Source organism: Desulfitobacterium dichloroeliminans LMG P-21439 (assembly GCF_000243135.2).
In the GTDB taxonomy this organism is placed as follows: Bacteria; Bacillota; Desulfitobacteriia; order Desulfitobacteriales; family Desulfitobacteriaceae; genus Desulfitobacterium; species Desulfitobacterium dichloroeliminans.
Genome location: NC_019903.1, coordinates 1620312 through 1638363 on the forward strand (window position 1 = coordinate 1620312; position 18052 = coordinate 1638363).

At 44.9% G+C, this 18052-nt stretch carries 17 protein-coding genes; 14 read left to right on the top strand and 3 right to left on the bottom strand.

The window, feature by feature from the left end; translation table 11 throughout:
* Nucleotides 1-13 precede the first annotated feature (13 nt).
* Complete coding sequence (mscL, locus tag DESDI_RS07640; RefSeq protein ID WP_015262061.1) at nt 14-466, top strand: large conductance mechanosensitive channel protein MscL; 453 nt, start codon at nt 14-16, stop codon at nt 464-466.
* A 33-nt stretch (nt 467-499) separates the two neighbouring features.
* Here the strand turns inward: mscL and DESDI_RS07645 are convergent, their stop codons facing one another.
* Entirely contained in the window at nt 500-1408 is a 909-nt protein-coding gene (locus DESDI_RS07645; RefSeq protein ID WP_015262062.1) for an RluA family pseudouridine synthase, read from the bottom strand.
* A gap of 150 nt (nt 1409-1558) precedes the next feature.
* Between DESDI_RS07645 and DESDI_RS07650 the strand changes: the two genes are divergently transcribed.
* From DESDI_RS07650 to queG, 5 genes are all read left to right on the top strand, one after another.
* Entirely contained in the window at nt 1559-2671 is a 1113-nt protein-coding gene (locus tag DESDI_RS07650) for an aminopeptidase (RefSeq protein WP_015262063.1), read from the top strand.
* A gap of 93 nt (nt 2672-2764) precedes the next feature.
* Nucleotides 2765-3646: a diacylglycerol/lipid kinase family protein gene (locus tag DESDI_RS07655; RefSeq protein WP_041219362.1), complete on the top strand. Its 882-nt coding sequence runs from the start codon at nt 2765-2767 to the stop codon at nt 3644-3646.
* Nucleotides 3647-3697: 51 nt separating this feature from the next.
* A complete protein-coding gene (locus DESDI_RS07660; RefSeq protein WP_015262065.1) occupies nt 3698-5275 on the top strand; it encodes a tRNA nucleotidyltransferase/poly(A) polymerase-related protein in 1578 nt (525 codons plus the stop codon).
* 56 nt (nt 5276-5331) lie between these two features.
* Nucleotides 5332-5988 (top strand): flavin reductase, encoded by a 657-nt coding sequence (locus DESDI_RS07665; protein WP_015262066.1) that lies wholly within the window; start codon nt 5332-5334, stop codon nt 5986-5988.
* 194 nt (nt 5989-6182) lie between these two features.
* Nucleotides 6183-7133: a tRNA epoxyqueuosine(34) reductase QueG gene (gene queG, locus DESDI_RS07670; protein ID WP_015262067.1), complete on the top strand. Its 951-nt coding sequence runs from the start codon at nt 6183-6185 to the stop codon at nt 7131-7133.
* Between the two features lie 124 nt (nt 7134-7257).
* Here the strand turns inward: queG and DESDI_RS07675 are convergent, their stop codons facing one another.
* Both DESDI_RS07675 and DESDI_RS07680 read right to left on the bottom strand, forming a co-directional pair.
* A complete protein-coding gene (locus tag DESDI_RS07675; RefSeq protein ID WP_015262068.1) occupies nt 7258-8421 on the bottom strand; it encodes an aminotransferase class I/II-fold pyridoxal phosphate-dependent enzyme in 1164 nt (387 codons plus the stop codon).
* Nucleotides 8418-8915: an Lrp/AsnC family transcriptional regulator gene (locus DESDI_RS07680; RefSeq protein ID WP_015262069.1), complete on the bottom strand. Its 498-nt coding sequence runs from the start codon at nt 8913-8915 to the stop codon at nt 8418-8420. The genes DESDI_RS07675 and DESDI_RS07680 overlap by 4 nt, the downstream gene beginning before the upstream one ends.
* A gap of 307 nt (nt 8916-9222) precedes the next feature.
* On the opposite strand from DESDI_RS07680, the gene DESDI_RS07685 reads away from it, so the two are divergent.
* From DESDI_RS07685 to DESDI_RS07720, 8 genes are all read left to right on the top strand, one after another.
* On the top strand, nt 9223-9684 hold the full coding sequence (locus tag DESDI_RS07685) for a tRNA (cytidine(34)-2'-O)-methyltransferase (RefSeq protein WP_015262070.1): 462 nt from the start codon (nt 9223-9225) through the stop codon (nt 9682-9684).
* A 46-nt stretch (nt 9685-9730) separates the two neighbouring features.
* Nucleotides 9731-10777 (top strand): glycosyltransferase family 4 protein, encoded by a 1047-nt coding sequence (locus DESDI_RS07690; RefSeq protein ID WP_015262071.1) that lies wholly within the window; start codon nt 9731-9733, stop codon nt 10775-10777.
* A gap of 44 nt (nt 10778-10821) precedes the next feature.
* Complete coding sequence (locus DESDI_RS07695) at nt 10822-11523, top strand: metal-dependent hydrolase (protein ID WP_015262072.1); 702 nt, start codon at nt 10822-10824, stop codon at nt 11521-11523.
* A 228-nt stretch (nt 11524-11751) separates the two neighbouring features.
* Entirely contained in the window at nt 11752-11961 is a 210-nt protein-coding gene (locus DESDI_RS07700; protein WP_015262073.1) for an alpha/beta-type small acid-soluble spore protein, read from the top strand.
* 132 nt (nt 11962-12093) lie between these two features.
* The gene (locus DESDI_RS07705; RefSeq protein ID WP_015262074.1) at nt 12094-13407 is read left to right on the top strand and encodes a DRTGG domain-containing protein; all 1314 of its coding nucleotides are present in this window, start codon (nt 12094-12096) and stop codon (nt 13405-13407) included.
* Between the two features lie 209 nt (nt 13408-13616).
* Complete coding sequence (locus DESDI_RS07710; RefSeq protein ID WP_015262075.1) at nt 13617-17147, top strand: DNA polymerase III subunit alpha; 3531 nt, start codon at nt 13617-13619, stop codon at nt 17145-17147.
* A gap of 26 nt (nt 17148-17173) precedes the next feature.
* Nucleotides 17174-17662, top strand: a complete 489-nt coding sequence (coaD, locus tag DESDI_RS07715) for a pantetheine-phosphate adenylyltransferase (RefSeq protein ID WP_015262076.1) — start codon at nt 17174-17176, stop codon at nt 17660-17662.
* Nucleotides 17663-17850: 188 nt separating this feature from the next.
* Nucleotides 17851-18051, top strand: a complete 201-nt coding sequence (locus DESDI_RS07720; protein WP_015262077.1) for a putative signal transducing protein — start codon at nt 17851-17853, stop codon at nt 18049-18051.
* Nucleotide 18052 lies beyond the last annotated feature (1 nt).

An 18052-nucleotide genomic window follows, 5' to 3' on the forward strand; every position in this document is an offset into this window, starting at 1 on the left:
GAGACTGAGAATTATGTGGAAAGAATTTAAAGAGTTTGCCATGAAGGGAAATGTTATTGATTTAGCAATAGGTGTTATTATCGGCGGTGCTTTTGGAAAAATCATTACATCGTTAGTTAATGACGTTATTATGCCGATGGTTGGATTGCTCTTAGGTCAAGTGGATTTTTCTAATCGATTTATTACTCTAGGCGAAGGAGAATTTGTAACCATTGCCGATGCTCAAGCTGCTCAAGTGCCCACTCTCAATTATGGGTTATTTATCAACAATATCCTTGATTTTCTGATTGTGGCTTTCACGATCTTTATCGTCATCAAACAGATCAACCGTATTAAGAAGAAGAAGGAAATGAAAGAAGAAGCTGTACAAGAAGTGACTACTAAGCTCTGCGATTATTGTTTTGTGGAAATCCATAAAGACGCCACACGTTGCCCCCATTGTACTTCGGTCTTAGAGAAAAAATAATCCATGGTGCTTGACGCACCATGGATTTAAGAGCTATGACTTCGCTATGAGGCTGCGCAGAAGCAAACGTAGGTCCTCAGGTAAGGGAGCACGAATGGTCAGGAGTTCTCCTGTTACGGGGTGATTGAACTCATAGATAAAGGCGTGCAGTGCCTGTCGGTCAAAGCGTGCTATATTGCCCCCATAAAAATCGTCACCAAAGAGAGGATGGCCAAGGTGTTGACAATGGACACGGATCTGATGGGTCCGGCCCGTCTCAAGAACAAATTCTAAGAGGGTAGCGTCTGCATATCGTTTGAGGACTCGGTAGTGAGTGACAGCAGGTGCTCCATCAGGGGAAATCTGTCTGACCAGATAACTACCCGGTGTATGTCCGATGGGAGCATTTATCGTACCTTGATCTTCCAGAACCTGTCCTTCGACGACACCCAGGTAGCGTTTGTGAATGCGCTGATGATTATGCTGCCAGAACATCTGCTGGTGGGCAAACTGATTTTTTGCTACGACAACGACTCCGGATGTATTTCGGTCTATACGGTGAATAGGCCGAAAGGGTCGAGATTCTCCTTTAGCCAACCAATAGCCGATTACGGCATTGCCGATGGTTCCCGTAGGGTAACGAGGATTAGGATGAACAACCCGCCCGGCAGGCTTATTGACAGCTAGAAAGTAATCATCTTCAAAGAGAATCTCCAAGGGTAGATCTTCACCAGGAAAGCTATTGCTCTCAGGGGTCTGTAATTGAACCGCTAAGGTCTCGCCAGCTTTGCCTCGAGCGGTTAGAAAAGTAAATACTCCATCGACCCAGACTCGTTCTGAGTGCTTGAGTTTTTGGAGGAGCCTTCGGGAAAAGTGAAAGCGGCGGTAAAGTATTTCCTGATATTTTAATCCCTCATCTTGAGGCTGAAGGATGTATGTCCACAAGTCAGTTTGTTCTTTCATAAATGCTGCTCCTTAACTAAATATGAGATTTGCTTATACTAAATTTGTTAGCATGTTTACATAGCGGGTATAACGGTGTTTAAGTAAGGGATACCTATAAAAAAAGAATGATGACTTATAGAAGATCTACAGAGAAAGAAGGATTTGAGTATGAAAGATCCACGGATTGAAAAATTAGCTGATTCGATTATCAATTATGCAGTAGAGTTAAAGCCAGGCGAAAAAATCCTGATTGAAGTTAATGGTTTAGAGATTCCTTTAGCTCAAGCTTTAGTTCGCTATGCCTATGAGGCCGGCGGGATTCCCTTTGTATCTGTTAATAATCATACCTTATTGCGCGAACTTTTAAAAGGAATGACAGAGGAACAGGCTCGGGCTTGGGCAAAATGGGATCTCGCTCGTATGAAGGAAATGGATGCCTTTGTTGGTCTTCGTGCCACGGAAAATGCCAATGAGCTTGCTGACGTGGCGGGAGAAAAAATGAGTATTTATCAAAAAGAATATCTTAGAACGGTGACTGACCAACGTGTATCCCACACGAAATGGGTGGTTATGCGTTATCCGAATGCTTCCATGGCTCAGCTGGCCAACACGAGCATTGAAGCCTTTGAGGATTTCTATTTCAAGGTCTGCAATCTGGATTATGCAAAGATGTCCGCGGCCATGGAACCCCTAGTTGAGCTTATGGAACGTACCGATAAAGTGCGGATTACCGGACCGGGTACGGATCTGACCTTCTCGATTAAAGGGATGAAAGCTATTAAATGTGATGGGCATCTGAATATCCCCGATGGGGAAGTATATACCGCGCCCCTTAAGAGCTCAGTCCATGGTGTTATTTCCTATAATACGGCTGCTTTGTATCAAGGCTTTACCTATGAGAATATAGTCTTAGAGTTCAAGGAGGGTAAAGTCGTCAAAGCGACGGCCAATGATACGGAGCGGATTGAAAAGATTTTTAATACGGATGAGGGGGCTCGTTACATTGGCGAGTTTGCCATCGGAGTCAACCCCTATATCCTACATCCCATGAAGGATACTCTCTTTGATGAGAAGATTGACGGAAGCTTCCACTTCACCCCCGGAAATTGCTATGATGATTGTAATAATGGCAATAAGTCTGCGATTCATTGGGATTTGGTATGCATTCAGCGTCCGGAATATGGTGGCGGAGAAATGTATTTTGACGATGTCCTCGTTCGTAAAGATGGACGCTTTATGGTTGCTGAATTACAAGGTCTCAACCCAGAAAATCTGAAGTAAAATATAGCGTCACGTATTTGGTGGGCGTGCTCTTAGTTGGAATAAGAAGGGCTGAGCTGATTGGCTTCTGAGAGTCCAAAGGAGATATGTGAAGTGAACGGCAAGAAACTTCGATTAATCTACAATCCTTATGCAGGTCGACGCCGTCTTGTTAACGAGCTGGATACGGCTATTCGCATTTTTCAGGAAGGGGGATATGAAGTCTCTGTTCATCGGACGAAATCGCCAATGGACATTGAATATGTAGCCTCCCAAAGCATGGATGTAGAATGTTTGGTTGTTGCCGGAGGAGATGGTAGTATTCATCAAGCTGTTAATGGTTTGATGAAAATCCCCCCCCAACAACGTCCTATAGTGGGTATTCTACCGGTGGGAACGGCCAACGATTTAGCTTGTGGACTGCGTCTGCCCAAAAGAATATCGAATGCCTGTGAAGTCATCGTTCAAGGCTCGACTCTTGATATAGACCTTGGGCAAGCGAATGATCGATATTTTATCAATGTGTTTAGTGCCGGTTTGCTAACGGATGTATCGCCTAAGGTTGATGTTCGTATCAAGAATCGATTGGGTCAACTGGCCTATTATCTCAAGGGAATTGAGACTCTACCCACCTATCGCCCCTTCATGGTTGAGTATGAATTAGATGGCGAGTCTTCGAGTGTCGAGGCAATGCTACTGCTGGCTGTCAATGGGATATCCGTAGGTGGATTCAAACAATTGGTTCCGAAGGCATCTCTAATCGATGGAAAATTGGATGTTATTATCGTTCGCGATAGCGGTTGGCCGGATACAATGCGCATGCTCCTGCATCTAGTTGGCGGAGGAAAAGTAGGCAGTGATCAAATCATTCAGTTTCAAACGTCTAGTCTAAAAGTTATTACAGAGCGGTCAGTTTTTTCAGATTTGGATGGGGAGTGGGGACCGGATAGTCCATGGGAGATTAAAATGGGTCCAAAACTCACCGTGCTTTGCTAAAGGACCGCTAAGGTCCTTTTTTCACTTCCGGTATAGAAAAGGGGGAGAGGAATGGACAAGTTCATAGAAGAGCTAATTAAAAAGGTTTGCACCATATCCCCCCTTTATTTGGTGGGAGGAATTGTACGAGATCAGCTACTGAATCGCCCTAACAAGGATGTAGATGGTATTGTTCAGATATCTTTAGAAGAATTGGAAGAGCACTTGCGGGAATGGGGGTACCATCCTATAAGGATTGGTGCTAAACATCAGACACTCAGTGTATTTCAGCAAGGAGAGCGGGTTGATTTTAACCCTTATGAGGGGGACTTGGTAGCTGATGCCCTACGCAGAGACTTTACCATCAATGCTATTTTCCTCGATGCCCGAACAGGAGAAATCATTGATCCCCTGAATGGAAGATTAGATCTCGAAAAAAAGGTCCTTAGAGCTTGTGGTAATCCACAAGAACGCTTCAAGGAGGATCCGATGCGTATTCTTCGGATGGTTCGTTTCAGGGTGAAATATGGCATGGAAGTTGAGGGAGAAACCTTTGCTGCGGCTCGAGAACTTTTGAGTAATCTATTGGAGGTAGCTCCTGAGCGGATCTCCGAGGAGCTTAGTCGAATCCTTACCATAGATGATCCTATAACGGGCATACGTTTGTTGGATGAGATCGGTTATTTAGATTTGTTTTTACCGGAACTGACTCGGCTGAAGGGTTTAGCCCAGAATCGCTACCATCTCAAGGATGCTTGGGAGCATACTTTACATGTGATTAGTAACACCCCCGCACAGCTGATTTTACGCTTAGCCGGACTTTTTCACGATCTGGGAAAATGGGAGGTAGCCAGTCGAGAATGTTATGTCTGGGGAAAGTGCAGGGCTGAAGATAAGGGATATTTTATTGGCGATTATCAAATTCTCGGGCGGCATTTGCATCGCTATAACGGCGAGTTCGTTGAGGTTCACGGAGCCCGTTTGGACAATTACCCCCGAAAAATCCAAGTGAAAAGGATGGGCAAGGATCTTTCTCGTCGTAGTGATTTTGAATGGGTTCAGGGTGGAAAACGTCATTTTCTTGGTCACGAGAAAGAAAGTGGTCAACTGAGTCAGCAAATCTTATCCCGTTTTCGTTTTTCGATGGTATTGGGCAAGGAAGGAGCGGGCGGGGAAAAGGATTTAATCTGGCTCGTGGAAAATCATATGAGTGGCACCCAAAGCTTTTTTTCTGAACTCCGGGGTGAAGGGAGTGGGGCACATCTGCACCACAAGATGAGACGCTTTGTCTGGGATAAAGGATGGGATGGGAGAACTTACAACTTGAAAAGAGTTGATCAACTCTTATCTCTATGGCGGGCTGATTTTTATGGGGGGAAAAGACGAGAACCTCAGGAGGAAGAAATCTTTGATAAGCTTATCGAAAAGCTTCGGATTGTTAACCTAGCTGTCCAAAGAAGGAATGAGGAGCTGGATTGGGATCAACTGGTGAAGTTTGCCAGAGACCATACTATCGAGGGTAGGGAATGGGGGGACTTTAAGGAAACCCTGAGAAGGTTACTTGTGCTAAGTGAGGAAACGATTCTGTTAGATGAAGAATATCTGGCAAAGGAGTACAAGCACTTTCGCGGTAGGGACAAAAATTATTGACCTATTAATGGTAATATTCTATGCTTAACTCAAAAGATGAGAAAGAGGTGCAAGGGATGAGTACAAAATGGAAATGCTTAGTTTGCGGATACATTCATGAGGGCGATAACCCTCCTGAGGTATGCCCAATTTGTGGAGTTGGCCCAGAACAGTTTGAGAAGCTTCAGGATGTACCTGAGCTAGTAAATGAAGCTGTTGTCCAAGAATCGAAGGACACCACAGCAGTTGTTGAACAAATGGATCGAGCAACAGCTATAATTCAATCTCTCTATAATCTCTCTTATGGATTGTATATTATTACGGCTCATCATGAGGGAGTGGATAATGGCCAGTGTGCGAATACTTGTTTTCAAATCACAGATAAGCCATCACGGATTGCCATTGGCATCAATAAAAACAACTATACCCATGAACTGATTGCGAAAAGTCGCAAATTCGGAGTATCTGTCTTAAATCAACAGGGTCATGATTATGTAAGACATTTCGGCTTCCGCTCGGGGCGGGATTTTGAAAAGTTTGCTGATTTACCGAACGTACACCGTGGCGAATCGGGAATCCTCCTTCTGAATGATGTCGTTGCGACTATGGAAGCGGAAGTTATCGGTGAGTTGGATGCCGGGACCCATACATTATTCCTTGGGGAAGTTAAGGCTGGTGAAGTTCTGCAAAAGGCAGAGCCTATGACGTATGCCTACTATAGGGCAACGAAATAGAACTTCCGGGCAGCTCAGAGTGCATCCCTGATGAATGAAAAACTTATCTGGGTCGAGTAGCCTAGCATACATCCGCGACCTTCGGGCGTGATCTCCTGAAACCATTCTGGTTTCTTTATCGGAGAATCACGTGCTCAGGCGCTCCAGGGCTAGACTTCGAAGTCAGCAGTGAGTAATAGAAAGGGGGCACAGAGATGGAGCTTACTGAGGGTTACAACTGGAAGCAGTGCATACGGGAATTGGCGCACCAGTCCGGCTTTTCTGCGGTTGGCTTTACAAGTGGTGACCCCCTTGAAGGCTTAAAGGAATACCTAGAAGAGCGAAGTGAATTAGGGTATCAAATCTCCTTTGAGGATAAGGATCTCCAAAAAAGAGTTGATCCCAAAGCTCTTTGGCCTGTTTGTGAAACTGTAGTGGCCTTGGCTTATCCTTTGCCCTTATCAGCGAAGCCTCGAGAAGGAGAAGGTGTGCTTGCTCGATCAGCGGTGGGGGAGGATTATCATAGACTTGTGCGAAAGGGTTTAGACTCACTCGTCATCTCCATTACCGCAGCGGGTTGGCAAGGGCAACGACCATTGACCCAAGTGGATACAGGACCCGTAAATGAACGGGCTTTCGCAAAAAGGGCTGGGCTCGGCTGGGTCGGCAAGAATCAGCAATTGATTGTTCCTGGGGTCGGTTCCTTTGTTGCCTTAGCTTTATTATTTTTGGATCAGGCACTTCCTCCCGATAACCCTATCCAGAGCCAATGTGGAGAGTGCACTCGCTGTGTCCAAGCTTGCCCTGCCCAGATTTTGGGGCAGGTGCATTTTCAAGCCAACCAGTGTATTTCCTATCTAACCCAAAGCAAGGAGTGTCTAACTGAGCCGCAACAGAATTACCTTGGTAATCGCATTTTCGGTTGCGATACTTGCCAAGAGGCTTGCCCTTATAATCGGAATCGGCTGGACAAGGAAGATGAGTTGGAAAAGGAAGGGGAAGGTTTAGAGGGAACGAGGGGTGTTGATCTCTGGGAAACTCTAAATCTAACGAAAAGCCAGTTCATCCGAAAGTGGAAGAATAGTGCGGCTGGATGGAGAGGGAAAGGAATTCTACAGCGTAATGCCCAGCTGGTCCTACAGAATCTTAATATGATAAAACGCTGAGGCAACCAAGAACAAATCTATTCAAGGGCACCTCAGCGTTTTTTTTGTTAGGAGTGTTTTCAGGTAGCTGAATTAAGCTAGATTCGCATTAGATTCAGTTTGCATTTAGCATTTGCATTTGACATTACTTGATTCGCTTGCTTAGAAATCGTCCCATCCGGTTTAACGCTTCCTGAATTTGTTCTGTGGAGTATGCGTAGGAACAGCGGATGTGGCCTTCTCCTGAAGGACCAAAGGCATTACCGGGAACCACGGCTACTTTTTCTTCCCGTAGGAGTTCCTCAGCAAATTCCTCAGAAGTCAATCCAGTGGACTTGATGCTGGGGAAGGTATAGAAGGCACCAAGGGGCTCGAAGCAGGATAGGCCTATTTTGCGGAAGCCATGGACCATTAAGCGGCGACGACGGTCATAGGTTGCTACCATATCTTGCATGGATTGTTCAGCCGAACGAAGCGCCTCTAAGGCTGCCACTTGGGCAGTGATGGGAGCACATAACATGGTGTACTGGTGGATTCGGGTCATGGCTTGGATAAAGTCATGATGTCCGGCCACATAGCCGATTCGCCAACCAGTCATCGCATAGGATTTGGAGAAACCACTGACATGCAACGTGCGGTTACGCATATTGGGTAAACTGGCGAAAGCTGTATGATTACCGATATAGGTCAAATCAGAATATATCTCATCGGCTAAGACAATGAGATCATGATCTTGGACAAATTTAGCAATGGGTTGATAATCTTCCCAAGTCATGATTGCTCCAGTAGGATTATTCGGATAAGAAAGCACCAGGACCTTAGTATTGGGAGTATAAGCTCGTTCCAAATCCTCAACCCGCAGACGGAAATCTTCTTCAGCTCGAGTAGGAACGAAATGAACCTCAGCGCCAGCCAAGGTGGCACAAGGTCCATAGGAAACATAGGAGGGGTCAGGAACTAAAACGGCATCGCCAGGACCGAGAAGAGCCCGCATGGCTAAATCCACAGCTTCGCTGGCACCTACAGTAACGAGAATTTCATTCTGAGGATTGTACTCAAGTCCCAGCTTTTTTTCCATATTCCAAGAAAGGGCTTGACGCAACTCGATAAGTCCTGAATTGCTTGTGTACATGGTTTGTCCTTGCTCTAAGGAAAAAATGCCGCTTTCGCGCACGGTCCAAGGAGTGACAAAATCCGGTTCCCCTACTCCAAGGGAAATAACATTTTTCATTGTTGAAGCTAGATCAAAGAATCTGCGGATTCCTGAGGGTGGTAAACTCGCAGCAATTGGTGAAAGATAGTGATTCACGGAGATATCACCAACCTCTCAGGAACATCCTCCTCACCAAGCAGTTCTACCCCATTCTGCTTATAGCGCCTCAGGATAAAATGAGTGGTTGTATCGGTAACATGCTCTAGTGGAGCAAGTTTTTCTGCTACAAATAAAGCGACTTCCTGCATGGTTTTACCTTCAATCAATAAGGAAAGATCATAGCCACCCGACATTAAGTAGACCGCTTTGATCTCAGGAAATTTTTGAAGACGTCGAGCCACTTTATCAAATCCATAACCACGCTGGGGAAGGACTTTGACATCGATCAAGGCAGTAACCATCGGTTCCCCGGTTCGTTCCCAATTGACAAGAGGGCAGTATTGGGCAATAATTTTCTCTTCTTCCCACTGCTTGATTCGCTCTTCGATAAATTCCTTAGACAAGCCTGTTTGAATAGATAGTTCATCAGAGCTCATGCGAAAATCTGTTGAGATCAGTTCGAGAAGTTTTCGTTCATCGTTTGTGAGCATGTACAAACTCCTTTCTACAATTTTTACCCATCATATCACAATATTCTGTAATACAACAAGATGGAATTTGTGTGAATTGGTCTATATGAGATTAACAGAGAAAAGCATTTGACTAGGTTAAGCACTTACCGAAATATCATATCATGGAAGCTTAGCTAAGTTAATCTTCTTCGAAAGATAAAATCGGTTAAAGACGAAAGTGGCTCAGTTTTTCTGAATAAATCGGTGAGACAATCTTGGGCATTATCAAGATTTAGGGTATAATAGAATGATGATTTACTCGCATCGTGAAAGGATATGTAGATTAATGCTTAATATTGTTCTCGTAGAGCCAGAAATTCCGCCCAACACTGGAAATGTAGCAAGACTTTGTGCTGCGACAGGAGCGACCTTGCATTTGGTTAAGCCTTTAGGTTTTGAGATATCCGATAAGCAGTTAAAACGAGCGGGCTTGGATTATTGGCACTTGTTAGATATTTGCTTGTATGAAAACTTTGCAGAATTTGAGGAGAAGAATCCGGATGGTCCTCGTTACTTAGCGACGACGAAGGCTAAATGCTTACATACAGAAATTCAATACGAGCAAGGTGGCTACTTCCTTTTTGGTAAGGAAACAAAGGGATTAGCTCCAGAGATTCTGGAGCGCTATCCGGATGGAGCAATTCGTTTGCCCATGCGTGAGGAGGCAAGGTCCTTAAATCTTTCTAATTCCGTGGCGGTTGTGGTTTATGAAGCATTACGTCAGTGGGGTAACCCTGGACTTGTTTAAATACGACGGATGAGAATACCCCTATTGATGTGCTGGAGGAAAAGAAATGACTTTTATTTTGACATTTGCCATTGCCTTATTCGTTGCTATTTTTGCTACTCCACTCTCGATGAAGCTAGGACGACTGTGGGGTGCGATCGACTATCCAGGCGGTCGACGTGTACATAAAACACCGGTTCCACGCATCGGAGGAATTGCCATCTATGTGGCTTTTTGGGTTGCCGTTATTTTTATGGGGAATTGGGAACGAGAAATTTGGGGCTTGTTTTTTGGCAGTACCATCATTATGCTGGTCGGAGTATTTGATGATATTTTTGACTTGCGCCCCATAATAAAACTGCTTTGGCAGATTGTGGCTGCTGGTTTGCTACTTTTCTTCGGTTTTTCCATGAATCAGATTTCTCTCCCCTTTGTGGGCGAACCCTTAAATTTCGCAGCCATAGGTTTGGGCTGGCTTGGCCTAGTTCTCGTTGTGATTTGGATCGTCGGGTTGGTCAATACCGTGAATATCTCCGATGGCCTAGATGGTCTAGCAGCGGGGATTTGTTTCGAAGCGGCCCTATTACTCTGTTGGTCAGCGTTTCGCATCAATGAGTTCACGGAAGCGCATCTTACTCTAGCCTTAGCGGGTGCTGCTTTAGGATTTTTATTTTTTAATTTTCATCCGGCACGCGTATTCATGGGTGATTCAGGGAGTATGTTTTTAGGGTATATTATTGGTGGAATCTCAATCATGGGTTTATTAAAAACTGCGACTATTTTAGGCTTGGTCTTTCCCTTGCTTGTCTTGGGAATGCCCCTTACGGATATGACCTTCGCTATCATTCGCAGAAAGGTGAGGGGCCTCTCGATAGCTAAAGCTGATCGAGGGCATCTCCACCATCGGTTATTGGATGCGGGTCTGAGTCAACGTCAAGCGGTGCTATTGCTTTATGGCATGAGCGGGTGCTTTGGCATTGCGGCAGTTTTAGGTGCTTTGGGTTCTTGGGTTTTAGCTGCGGCCCTCTTAATTGCTGATTTTGGTTTACTCCTAATTATTTTAATGCGCCGTGCTACCCTGCTCTCAGCCATGAGCCGAAGACACAGCAAGTGAAGGGTTCGCCGCTAGAGAATACTATGCCTTAAGGAGCTGATAAAATGGAAATTCGTTTTCATGGTCACGCTTGTTTTGAAATCATAGGTGAACAAGGAAGAATTCTTATTGACCCTTTTCTTAGGGACAACCCTACTGCAGATATCGGACCTGAAGAATTTACCCATTTGGATGGTATTTTAGTTTCCCATGGCCACGCGGATCACTTAGGTGATGCTATCGAGATTTCCCGGAAAACCGGAGCTCCTATCATTGGGGTGTTTGAACTGGCACGCTTGTGTGCGAAGTATGGAGCAAACACTCATGCTATGCATATTGGCGGTAAGCATACCTTCAACTTTGGCACGGTCCGTTTGACGCAAGCACTCCACGGGTCTGTATTTGAGCCGCGAGAGGAAGAGGAATCCTATACTTATGCAGGCCTAGCCTGCGGATTCTTAATTCAGATGGAGGGAAAGTGGCTTTATCATGCAGGGGATACAGGGTTATTCGGTGATATGGAGTTGATCGGACGCCGACATCCTCTGGAAGTGGCTATCCTACCAATTGGAGATAACTATACCATGGGACAAGAGGAAGCTGTCTATGCTACTAACCTTTTGCGACCGAAGGTTGTCATCCCTATGCACTATAGCACCTTTCCCTTGATCCAACAGGACCCAGCGGAGTTTGTCGATCTCTTGGATCGTAAATTTCCGGCCAGCAAAGGAAAAATACTTATTCCCGGTCAGTCGCTTATGATTTGAGGACTTTAAAATATTCGCATTGAGATGCCTGTTCATATTGAGCAGGTATTTTTTTTGTGGTTTAGGAAAAACTCTACTAAAGGAGTTGATTCACATGACACGTAGACCTTGTGCCGCAAATTGCTCATATTACCTTGAGGGTCGCTGTCGCTTAAAACAACAGCCCATTGAAAGAAAACATTTCTGCCCTTATTTTGATGCCCATAGTATGAGTAGGGGGATGATTTGATGAAGGAGAAAAAGATAAAGTTAAAAAGAACGGATCTCCTAGAGGATTTGAAGATGGAGATTGCTGCTGAGTTAGGTTTGCTTGACCAAGTAAGGGTAAAGGGGTGGCATTCCCTCTCTGCGAAGGATGCCGGAAAAATAGGCGGGATCATGACACAGCGGATGAAAAATAAAAGTTCCAACCATTTGTCAAATCAATCCGAAGAGTAAATAGCATGCATTATATAACAGATTCAATTTCGACAATTAATTTTTCAAAATGGGATGGCAATATGACTTTCAGACCGTCAACTGTGATATAATTAAGTCTGAAATCGCTTGAAAGAGTAGGGAGCGTTACGATTGAGTCAGACGAAACATCAACAAATTTTAAGCTTTATTGAAGGCCTTGCTGTAGGTAGCAAGGTATCTGTTCGCTTTATTGCGAAAGAGCTGGACGTGAGTGAAGGCACTGCTTACCGGGCAATCAAAGAGGCAGAAAATAAAGGTTATGTGCGTTCCATCCCCAAAGTAGGAACCATACGTATTGAAGGAGCAAAAGAGCGACGCATTGAAGATCTAACCTTGCGTGAAGTCTCCCAAATTGTCGAAGGAATTGTTCTTTGTGGTTTTGAAAGTCTTGATAATTCACCCAATAAGTTCTTGATTGCAGCCATGGAATTGGATGCCATGGAACGCTACTTGGAAGAAGATGCCTTATGTATCGTGGGTAATCGTCACGATGCGCAGATGATGGCCTTACAGATGGGTTCTCCTCTTCTCATTACCGGAGGATTTGAGCCTCAAGATGATATCATCCAGCAAGCTAAGGAAAAGCACTTAGCCATAATTCAGTCCCCTTATGACACCTTTGCTGTGACCACAATGATCAACCGGGCACTTTATGATCGCTTGATTGAGAAAGAACTGATTCTGGTTGAGGATATCATGGTCAAGGATGTCAACTACCTAACTACCGATGGTACCGTGGGAGACTGGCATGAGCTATCGCAAAAAACCAGCCATAGTCGTTTTCCTGTCGTTGATGAAAACAAGATAGTGGTTGGGATGATTACGGCTATTGATGTGGCAAGTGCGGATACGAGTACTTCCGTAGTCGATGTAATGAACCCCAGCCCTTACGTGGTAGGCCGCGAAGACTCAGTGACACATATCTCTCGGATCATGCTTTGGGAAGGTTGGGAGATTGCTGCAGTCGTGGATCAGGGAGCTCTGATCGGCATAATTAGCCTGCAGGATGTACTGGAAGCTTATCAACAGATTCAGAAGCAACCTCAGTTCGGTGAAACTGTAGACAATTTGATTCTAAGCGGGTTTCGCTATGTTGAGGATCCCGAGTTTCTGACGATTGAGGGTGAGATTACCCGGTTCATGATCAATGAGTTCGGCTCGGCAAGCGCGGGTGTCTTAGTGACTCTGATGAATATGGCCGGTTATATTGCATTGCGTAAGAAGTATCGATTGGATGCTATTACTGAGAACTTCACCTTTTATCAACTCCAGCCGATTCCGGTAGGGACTGAAATACGCATAACTGTTAAATTACTGCTCGTTGCTAAGAAGCATTGCAACATTGAAATCGATGTGTATGCCAATAATCAGCTCTTAGCTAAAGCTCTAATGACAGCAAGAATGGGCGATAAAAAAGCTTCTTAAACTTATCCAATGCAAAATGTGCTAATCAGCAGTGATTAGCACATTTTCATTGTCATAATTTATGAGTCACCAGAGACCGCTAAGATTTGCTATACTTGTTATTGAAAACTAATGGACTACACACTGGAAAAGACTTAAAATAAAGTTATAATCAGACTTTTAATGCGTTAGACATTAAGTTGATGACATTCGGAAGGAGGCATCGCTAAGTGGCATTTGCTCATCTTCATGTTCATACAGAATATAGTCTGCTTGATGGGGCAGCTCGGGTCGAGAAATTGGTGAAAAAGGCGGCTGAGCTTGGCATGCCGGCCGTGGCCATCACGGATCACGGCGTGATGTATGGGGTCATCGACTTTTACAAGGCATGTAAGAAAGCAGGAATAAAGCCTATCATTGGCTGTGAAGTATATGTGGCACCTCATCGGCGAACCGAGCGGGTGCCTGGTCGCGATGACAACAATCGCCATCTGGTGCTGTTGGCTGAAAATGAGGAGGGCTACAAAAATCTCATCAAATTAGTTTCAATGGCTCATGTGGACGGCTTTTATTATAAGCCCCGGGTGGATAAGGATATTTTAAGAAAGCATAGTCAAGGACTCATTGCTTTGGGAGCCTGTTTAGCCGGAGAAGTATCGGAGTATATTTTAAATAATCAATTAGAGACTGCCATTAAGAGCGCTCTGGAATATGAAGATATTTTCGGAAAAGGGAACTTCTTCCTAGAGGTTCAAGACCACGGACTTGAGGAACAGCAACGTGTAAATGCGGGAATGTTCCAGGTACATAAAAGAACGGGTATCCCCATGGTAGCTACCAATGACGTCCACTATGTTAACCGAGAGGACGCCTTTATTCAAGATGTGCTGATTTGTATTCAGACGGGTAAAAATCTCACTGATTCCTCCCGTATGAGTTTTTCCAGTGAGGAATTTTTCTTGAAATCCGAAGAGGAAATGAATCTTCTCTTTGGGGAACATCCGGAGATTTTGGCGAACACCGCTGAGATTGCTGAGCGCTGTCAGGTGGATTTTAAGTTTGGGGACCATTATCTTCCGGATTTCGAGGTGCCTGAGGGCTATACCCTAGATACTTATTTGCGACAAAAATGCTATGAGGCTTTCCCACGCTTCTACCCGAATCAGACTACCGAGGAGACGGAGCGTCTGGAATATGAGCTGGGAGTTATAGCCCAAACAGGATTCTCCGGTTATTTTCTGATTGTGGCTGACTTTTGCCAGTATGCTCGCCAAAATGATATTGCCGTAGGCCCGGGACGCGGTTCGGCTGCTGCTAGCATGGTGGCTTACCTTATGCGGATTACCACGGTAGAACCTATGCAGCATGATTTGCTTTTTGAGCGCTTTTTGAATCCGGAGCGAGTGAGCATGCCGGATATAGATATAGACTTTGACCCAGAAGGGCGAGAACGAGTCATCCACTACGTGATGGAAAAGTATGGTGCGGATAAGGTCTGCCAAATCATCACCTTTGGAACGATGGGAGCCAAAGCAGCTATTCGCGATGTCGGTCGAGTTCTGGGCATTCCCCTGGCTAGAGTGGACAAGGTAGCCAAAGCTATCCCCTCTGATTTAGGGATGACTCTGGAAAAGGCCCTTGCCGTATCCCCGGATTTGGGCAAGCTTGTGGAAGAGGATGGGGAGATCAAAAAGCTCTATGATATAGCTCGGGCCCTTGAAGGAATGCCGCGTCACTTTTCAACCCATGCCGCAGGGGTGGTGATTGCCAAGGACGCCTTAGATACCTATATCCCTTTGCAGAGAACCTCTGACGGGGGCTTTACTATGACCCAGTTTCCCATGAAGACGGTAGAAGAGGTTGGCCTTCTCAAAATGGACTTTTTGGGGTTGCGCAACTTGACCATCATTCAAGAGGCCTTGCATCAAATTCAGGAAAACTGCCACGAGACTATAGATTTACAAGAGTTGCCCCTCGATGATCAGTCAACCTACGAGATGCTTTCTATGGGGAACAGCACCGGGGTGTTTCAATTGGAAAGTGGGGGCATGCGCAATGTCCTTAAAGATCTAAGACCTTCCTGTTTTGAAGATATAATTGCTGTGATTTCCTTGTTTCGGCCGGGTCCGATGGAACAGATTCCGGAATTTATTCGCCGTAAACATGGTGGCGCCATCTCGTATATTCACCCTAAGCTAGAGCCAATCCTCAAAAGCACCTATGGGATTATCGTCTATCAAGAGCAGGTCATGCAGATTGCTCGCGATCTTGCCGGCTATTCTTTGGGACGAGCGGATTTACTGCGTCGAGCTATGGGAAAAAAGAAGATGGAGATCATGGAAGAAGAGCGACAAAGCTTTATCTATGGTTTGAAAAGCTCCACGGGAGAAGAGGTTATACCCGGCGCCTTAAAGTACGGGCTGACAGAACACGAGGCTGGGGAAATCTTCGACTTAATGGCAAAATTCGCTGAGTATGGCTTTAACAAGGGCCATGCGACAGCCTATGCCTTCATCTCTTATCAGACGGCTTATCTGAAAGCAAATTATCCTTTGGAGTTCAACGCAGCATTAATTAGTACTGTCATGAATTCAGCAGACAAGGTTTCCTTTTATATTCATGATGCACGGCAAAGCGGGATTGAGATTCTACCGCCGGATGTCCAATGCAGTCAAGTAGGCTTCAGTATCGAGGGTCAAGGGATCCGCTTTGGCTTAGGGGCCATTCGTAACGTGGGTGTGAATGTGGTAGAAAAGATTATTGAAGCTCGTGAAGAGGGGCCCTTTACATCACTCTATGATTTCTGCATTCGAGTGGATGCTAAGGTCTTAAATAAACGCGTCTTGGAAAGTTTGTTAAGAGCTGGGGCCTTTAGCTCAATATGTCAAAGGGCTCAAGGAATAGTGGCTCTGGATTCCGTTCTAGAAATGGCTCAACAGCGACAGAAGGACAAGGAAAGCGGGCAGTTTTCATTATTTGATTTTGGTGATTCGCTCGATGAAGGGGTTGCCCTCCCTGATGTGGAAGAGTATGCACCCCAAGAGCTCCTGGCTATGGAAAAGGAGTACCTTGGCCTTTATCTCAGTGGTCACCCTCTGGAAAGTGTGCTTCCGAAGTTGAAGAATGCTACTTCTGGGGATATTTTGACTTGTCTCGAAGGGGATGAAGAAAAGAAGGTTATCCTGGGGGGAATTGTTACCGGCTACCGTACTACAGTGACTAAACGCGGTGAAATGATGGCCAGCTTTGTGTTGGAGGATTTAACCGGAACAATCGATGTCCTTGTCTTTCCAAGAATTTTTGCCCAAAGTGCGCGGCTGACAAATGATCAGCTTGTGGTGATTGAAGGAAGATATAATATCCGGGATGAGGAACGAAAGATCTTCGCAGAACGAATCACGGATCTTGAGAATGCTGCCGAACGTACTAAACCCCTAGGTAATAAGGAATTCTCAGGCAGAAAGACCTCCCTTAGTTTAAGGCAGTCCATTGAACCTGGAAATCCACATCCCATTTCACCTCATCCATCCCGGAAACTTTATCTGCGCTTTCCCTGTGCCGAGACCCCACTACTCGAGGAGATTTTACCTGTACTTCGTCAATACTCCGGCCCCAATCCCGTCCTTTTCTTTTTCGAAGAGGATAAAAAACTGGTACAAGGAAAACGCGAATTTTGGGTGAAGGATATAGAGGAATTAGTTCAAGACTTGTCAAACATACTAGGAGAAGGAAATGTTGCATGGAAGGCTAATTCCATGTAAATGCGATAGGAAAAGGAGCAGGACTAGTGCGTATTGCAATATATCCCGGAACATTTGACCCAGTGACCAATGGACATCTCGATATTCTTAAACGAGTTACAGCATTTTTCGATGAGGTCATCGTTGCGGTGGCTGTGGACAGCAATAAAGCCACCCTCTTTTCCTTGGAAGAGCGCATTAAGCTTTTAGAAACATCCACTGAAGATATGCCCCATGTGAAGGTAAAAGGTTTCGAGGGACTTACGGTTGAATTTGCCAGAGAATGGGGAGCTAGTGCTATCATACGTGGTCTGAGAGCTATGCAGGATTTTGAGTATGAATTCCAATTAGCTCTGATGAATAAAAAGCTGGCCAAGGATATTGAAACAATTTTTCTGATGACTCAAAGCGAATATTCTTTCATTAGCTCGAGCTCCATTAAATGGGTTGCAAGTTTAGATGGAAGTATCAGCGAATTTGTTCCCTCGAATGTGGAAGAAGCTATTTATGCGAAATATCATCAGGATGAAGAATAAGGCATATCTCATAGCATATATCCTGAATGAGTGACAATAGACAGGCTCGGTTGCAAGATATTTAGCCCTGTGTTATTATGAAAAATATTAGCTGGTCTCTAAATCTACACTTGATTTGCTCCTAACGGTATTTAACATATCCATAGATTAACGGGTATGTTTCTCTTTTTGAACAAGGAGGATTCGCCATGTGGACCGTTATCTATATTGCGCCTAATAAGGTAATTGCTGAAAAGTATAAAAAGTCTCTTAGTGACGAAGGAATGCTAGTACAACTTCGTCCCATTGGTTCTTCTCACTTAGGGGATCACGCTTCGGTCGAAATTTTAGTACCTGAGTCAGAAGCGGAAGAAGCCCATGAAATTATCACTAGCTATATGGGGAGCTAGA

Excerpts from the sequence above, each read along its gene's own strand:
- mscL (WP_015262061.1), top strand. The coding sequence starts at position 14 with ATGTGGAAAGAATTTAAAGAGTTTGCCATGAAGGGAAATGTTATTGAT.
- DESDI_RS07645 (WP_015262062.1), bottom strand. The coding sequence starts at position 1,408 with ATGAAAGAACAAACTGACTTGTGGACATACATCCTTCAGCCTCAAGAT.
- DESDI_RS07650 (WP_015262063.1), top strand. The coding sequence starts at position 1,559 with ATGAAAGATCCACGGATTGAAAAATTAGCTGATTCGATTATCAATTAT.
- DESDI_RS07660 (WP_015262065.1), top strand. The coding sequence starts at position 3,698 with ATGGACAAGTTCATAGAAGAGCTAATTAAAAAGGTTTGCACCATATCC.
- DESDI_RS07665 (WP_015262066.1), top strand. The coding sequence starts at position 5,332 with ATGAGTACAAAATGGAAATGCTTAGTTTGCGGATACATTCATGAGGGC.
- queG (WP_015262067.1), top strand. The coding sequence starts at position 6,183 with ATGGAGCTTACTGAGGGTTACAACTGGAAGCAGTGCATACGGGAATTG.
- DESDI_RS07680 (WP_015262069.1), bottom strand. The coding sequence starts at position 8,915 with ATGCTCACAAACGATGAACGAAAACTTCTCGAACTGATCTCAACAGAT.
- DESDI_RS07685 (WP_015262070.1), top strand. The coding sequence starts at position 9,223 with ATGCTTAATATTGTTCTCGTAGAGCCAGAAATTCCGCCCAACACTGGA.
- DESDI_RS07690 (WP_015262071.1), top strand. The coding sequence starts at position 9,731 with ATGACTTTTATTTTGACATTTGCCATTGCCTTATTCGTTGCTATTTTT.
- DESDI_RS07695 (WP_015262072.1), top strand. The coding sequence starts at position 10,822 with ATGGAAATTCGTTTTCATGGTCACGCTTGTTTTGAAATCATAGGTGAA.
- DESDI_RS07700 (WP_015262073.1), top strand. The coding sequence starts at position 11,752 with ATGAAGGAGAAAAAGATAAAGTTAAAAAGAACGGATCTCCTAGAGGAT.
- DESDI_RS07720 (WP_015262077.1), top strand. The coding sequence starts at position 17,851 with ATGTGGACCGTTATCTATATTGCGCCTAATAAGGTAATTGCTGAAAAG.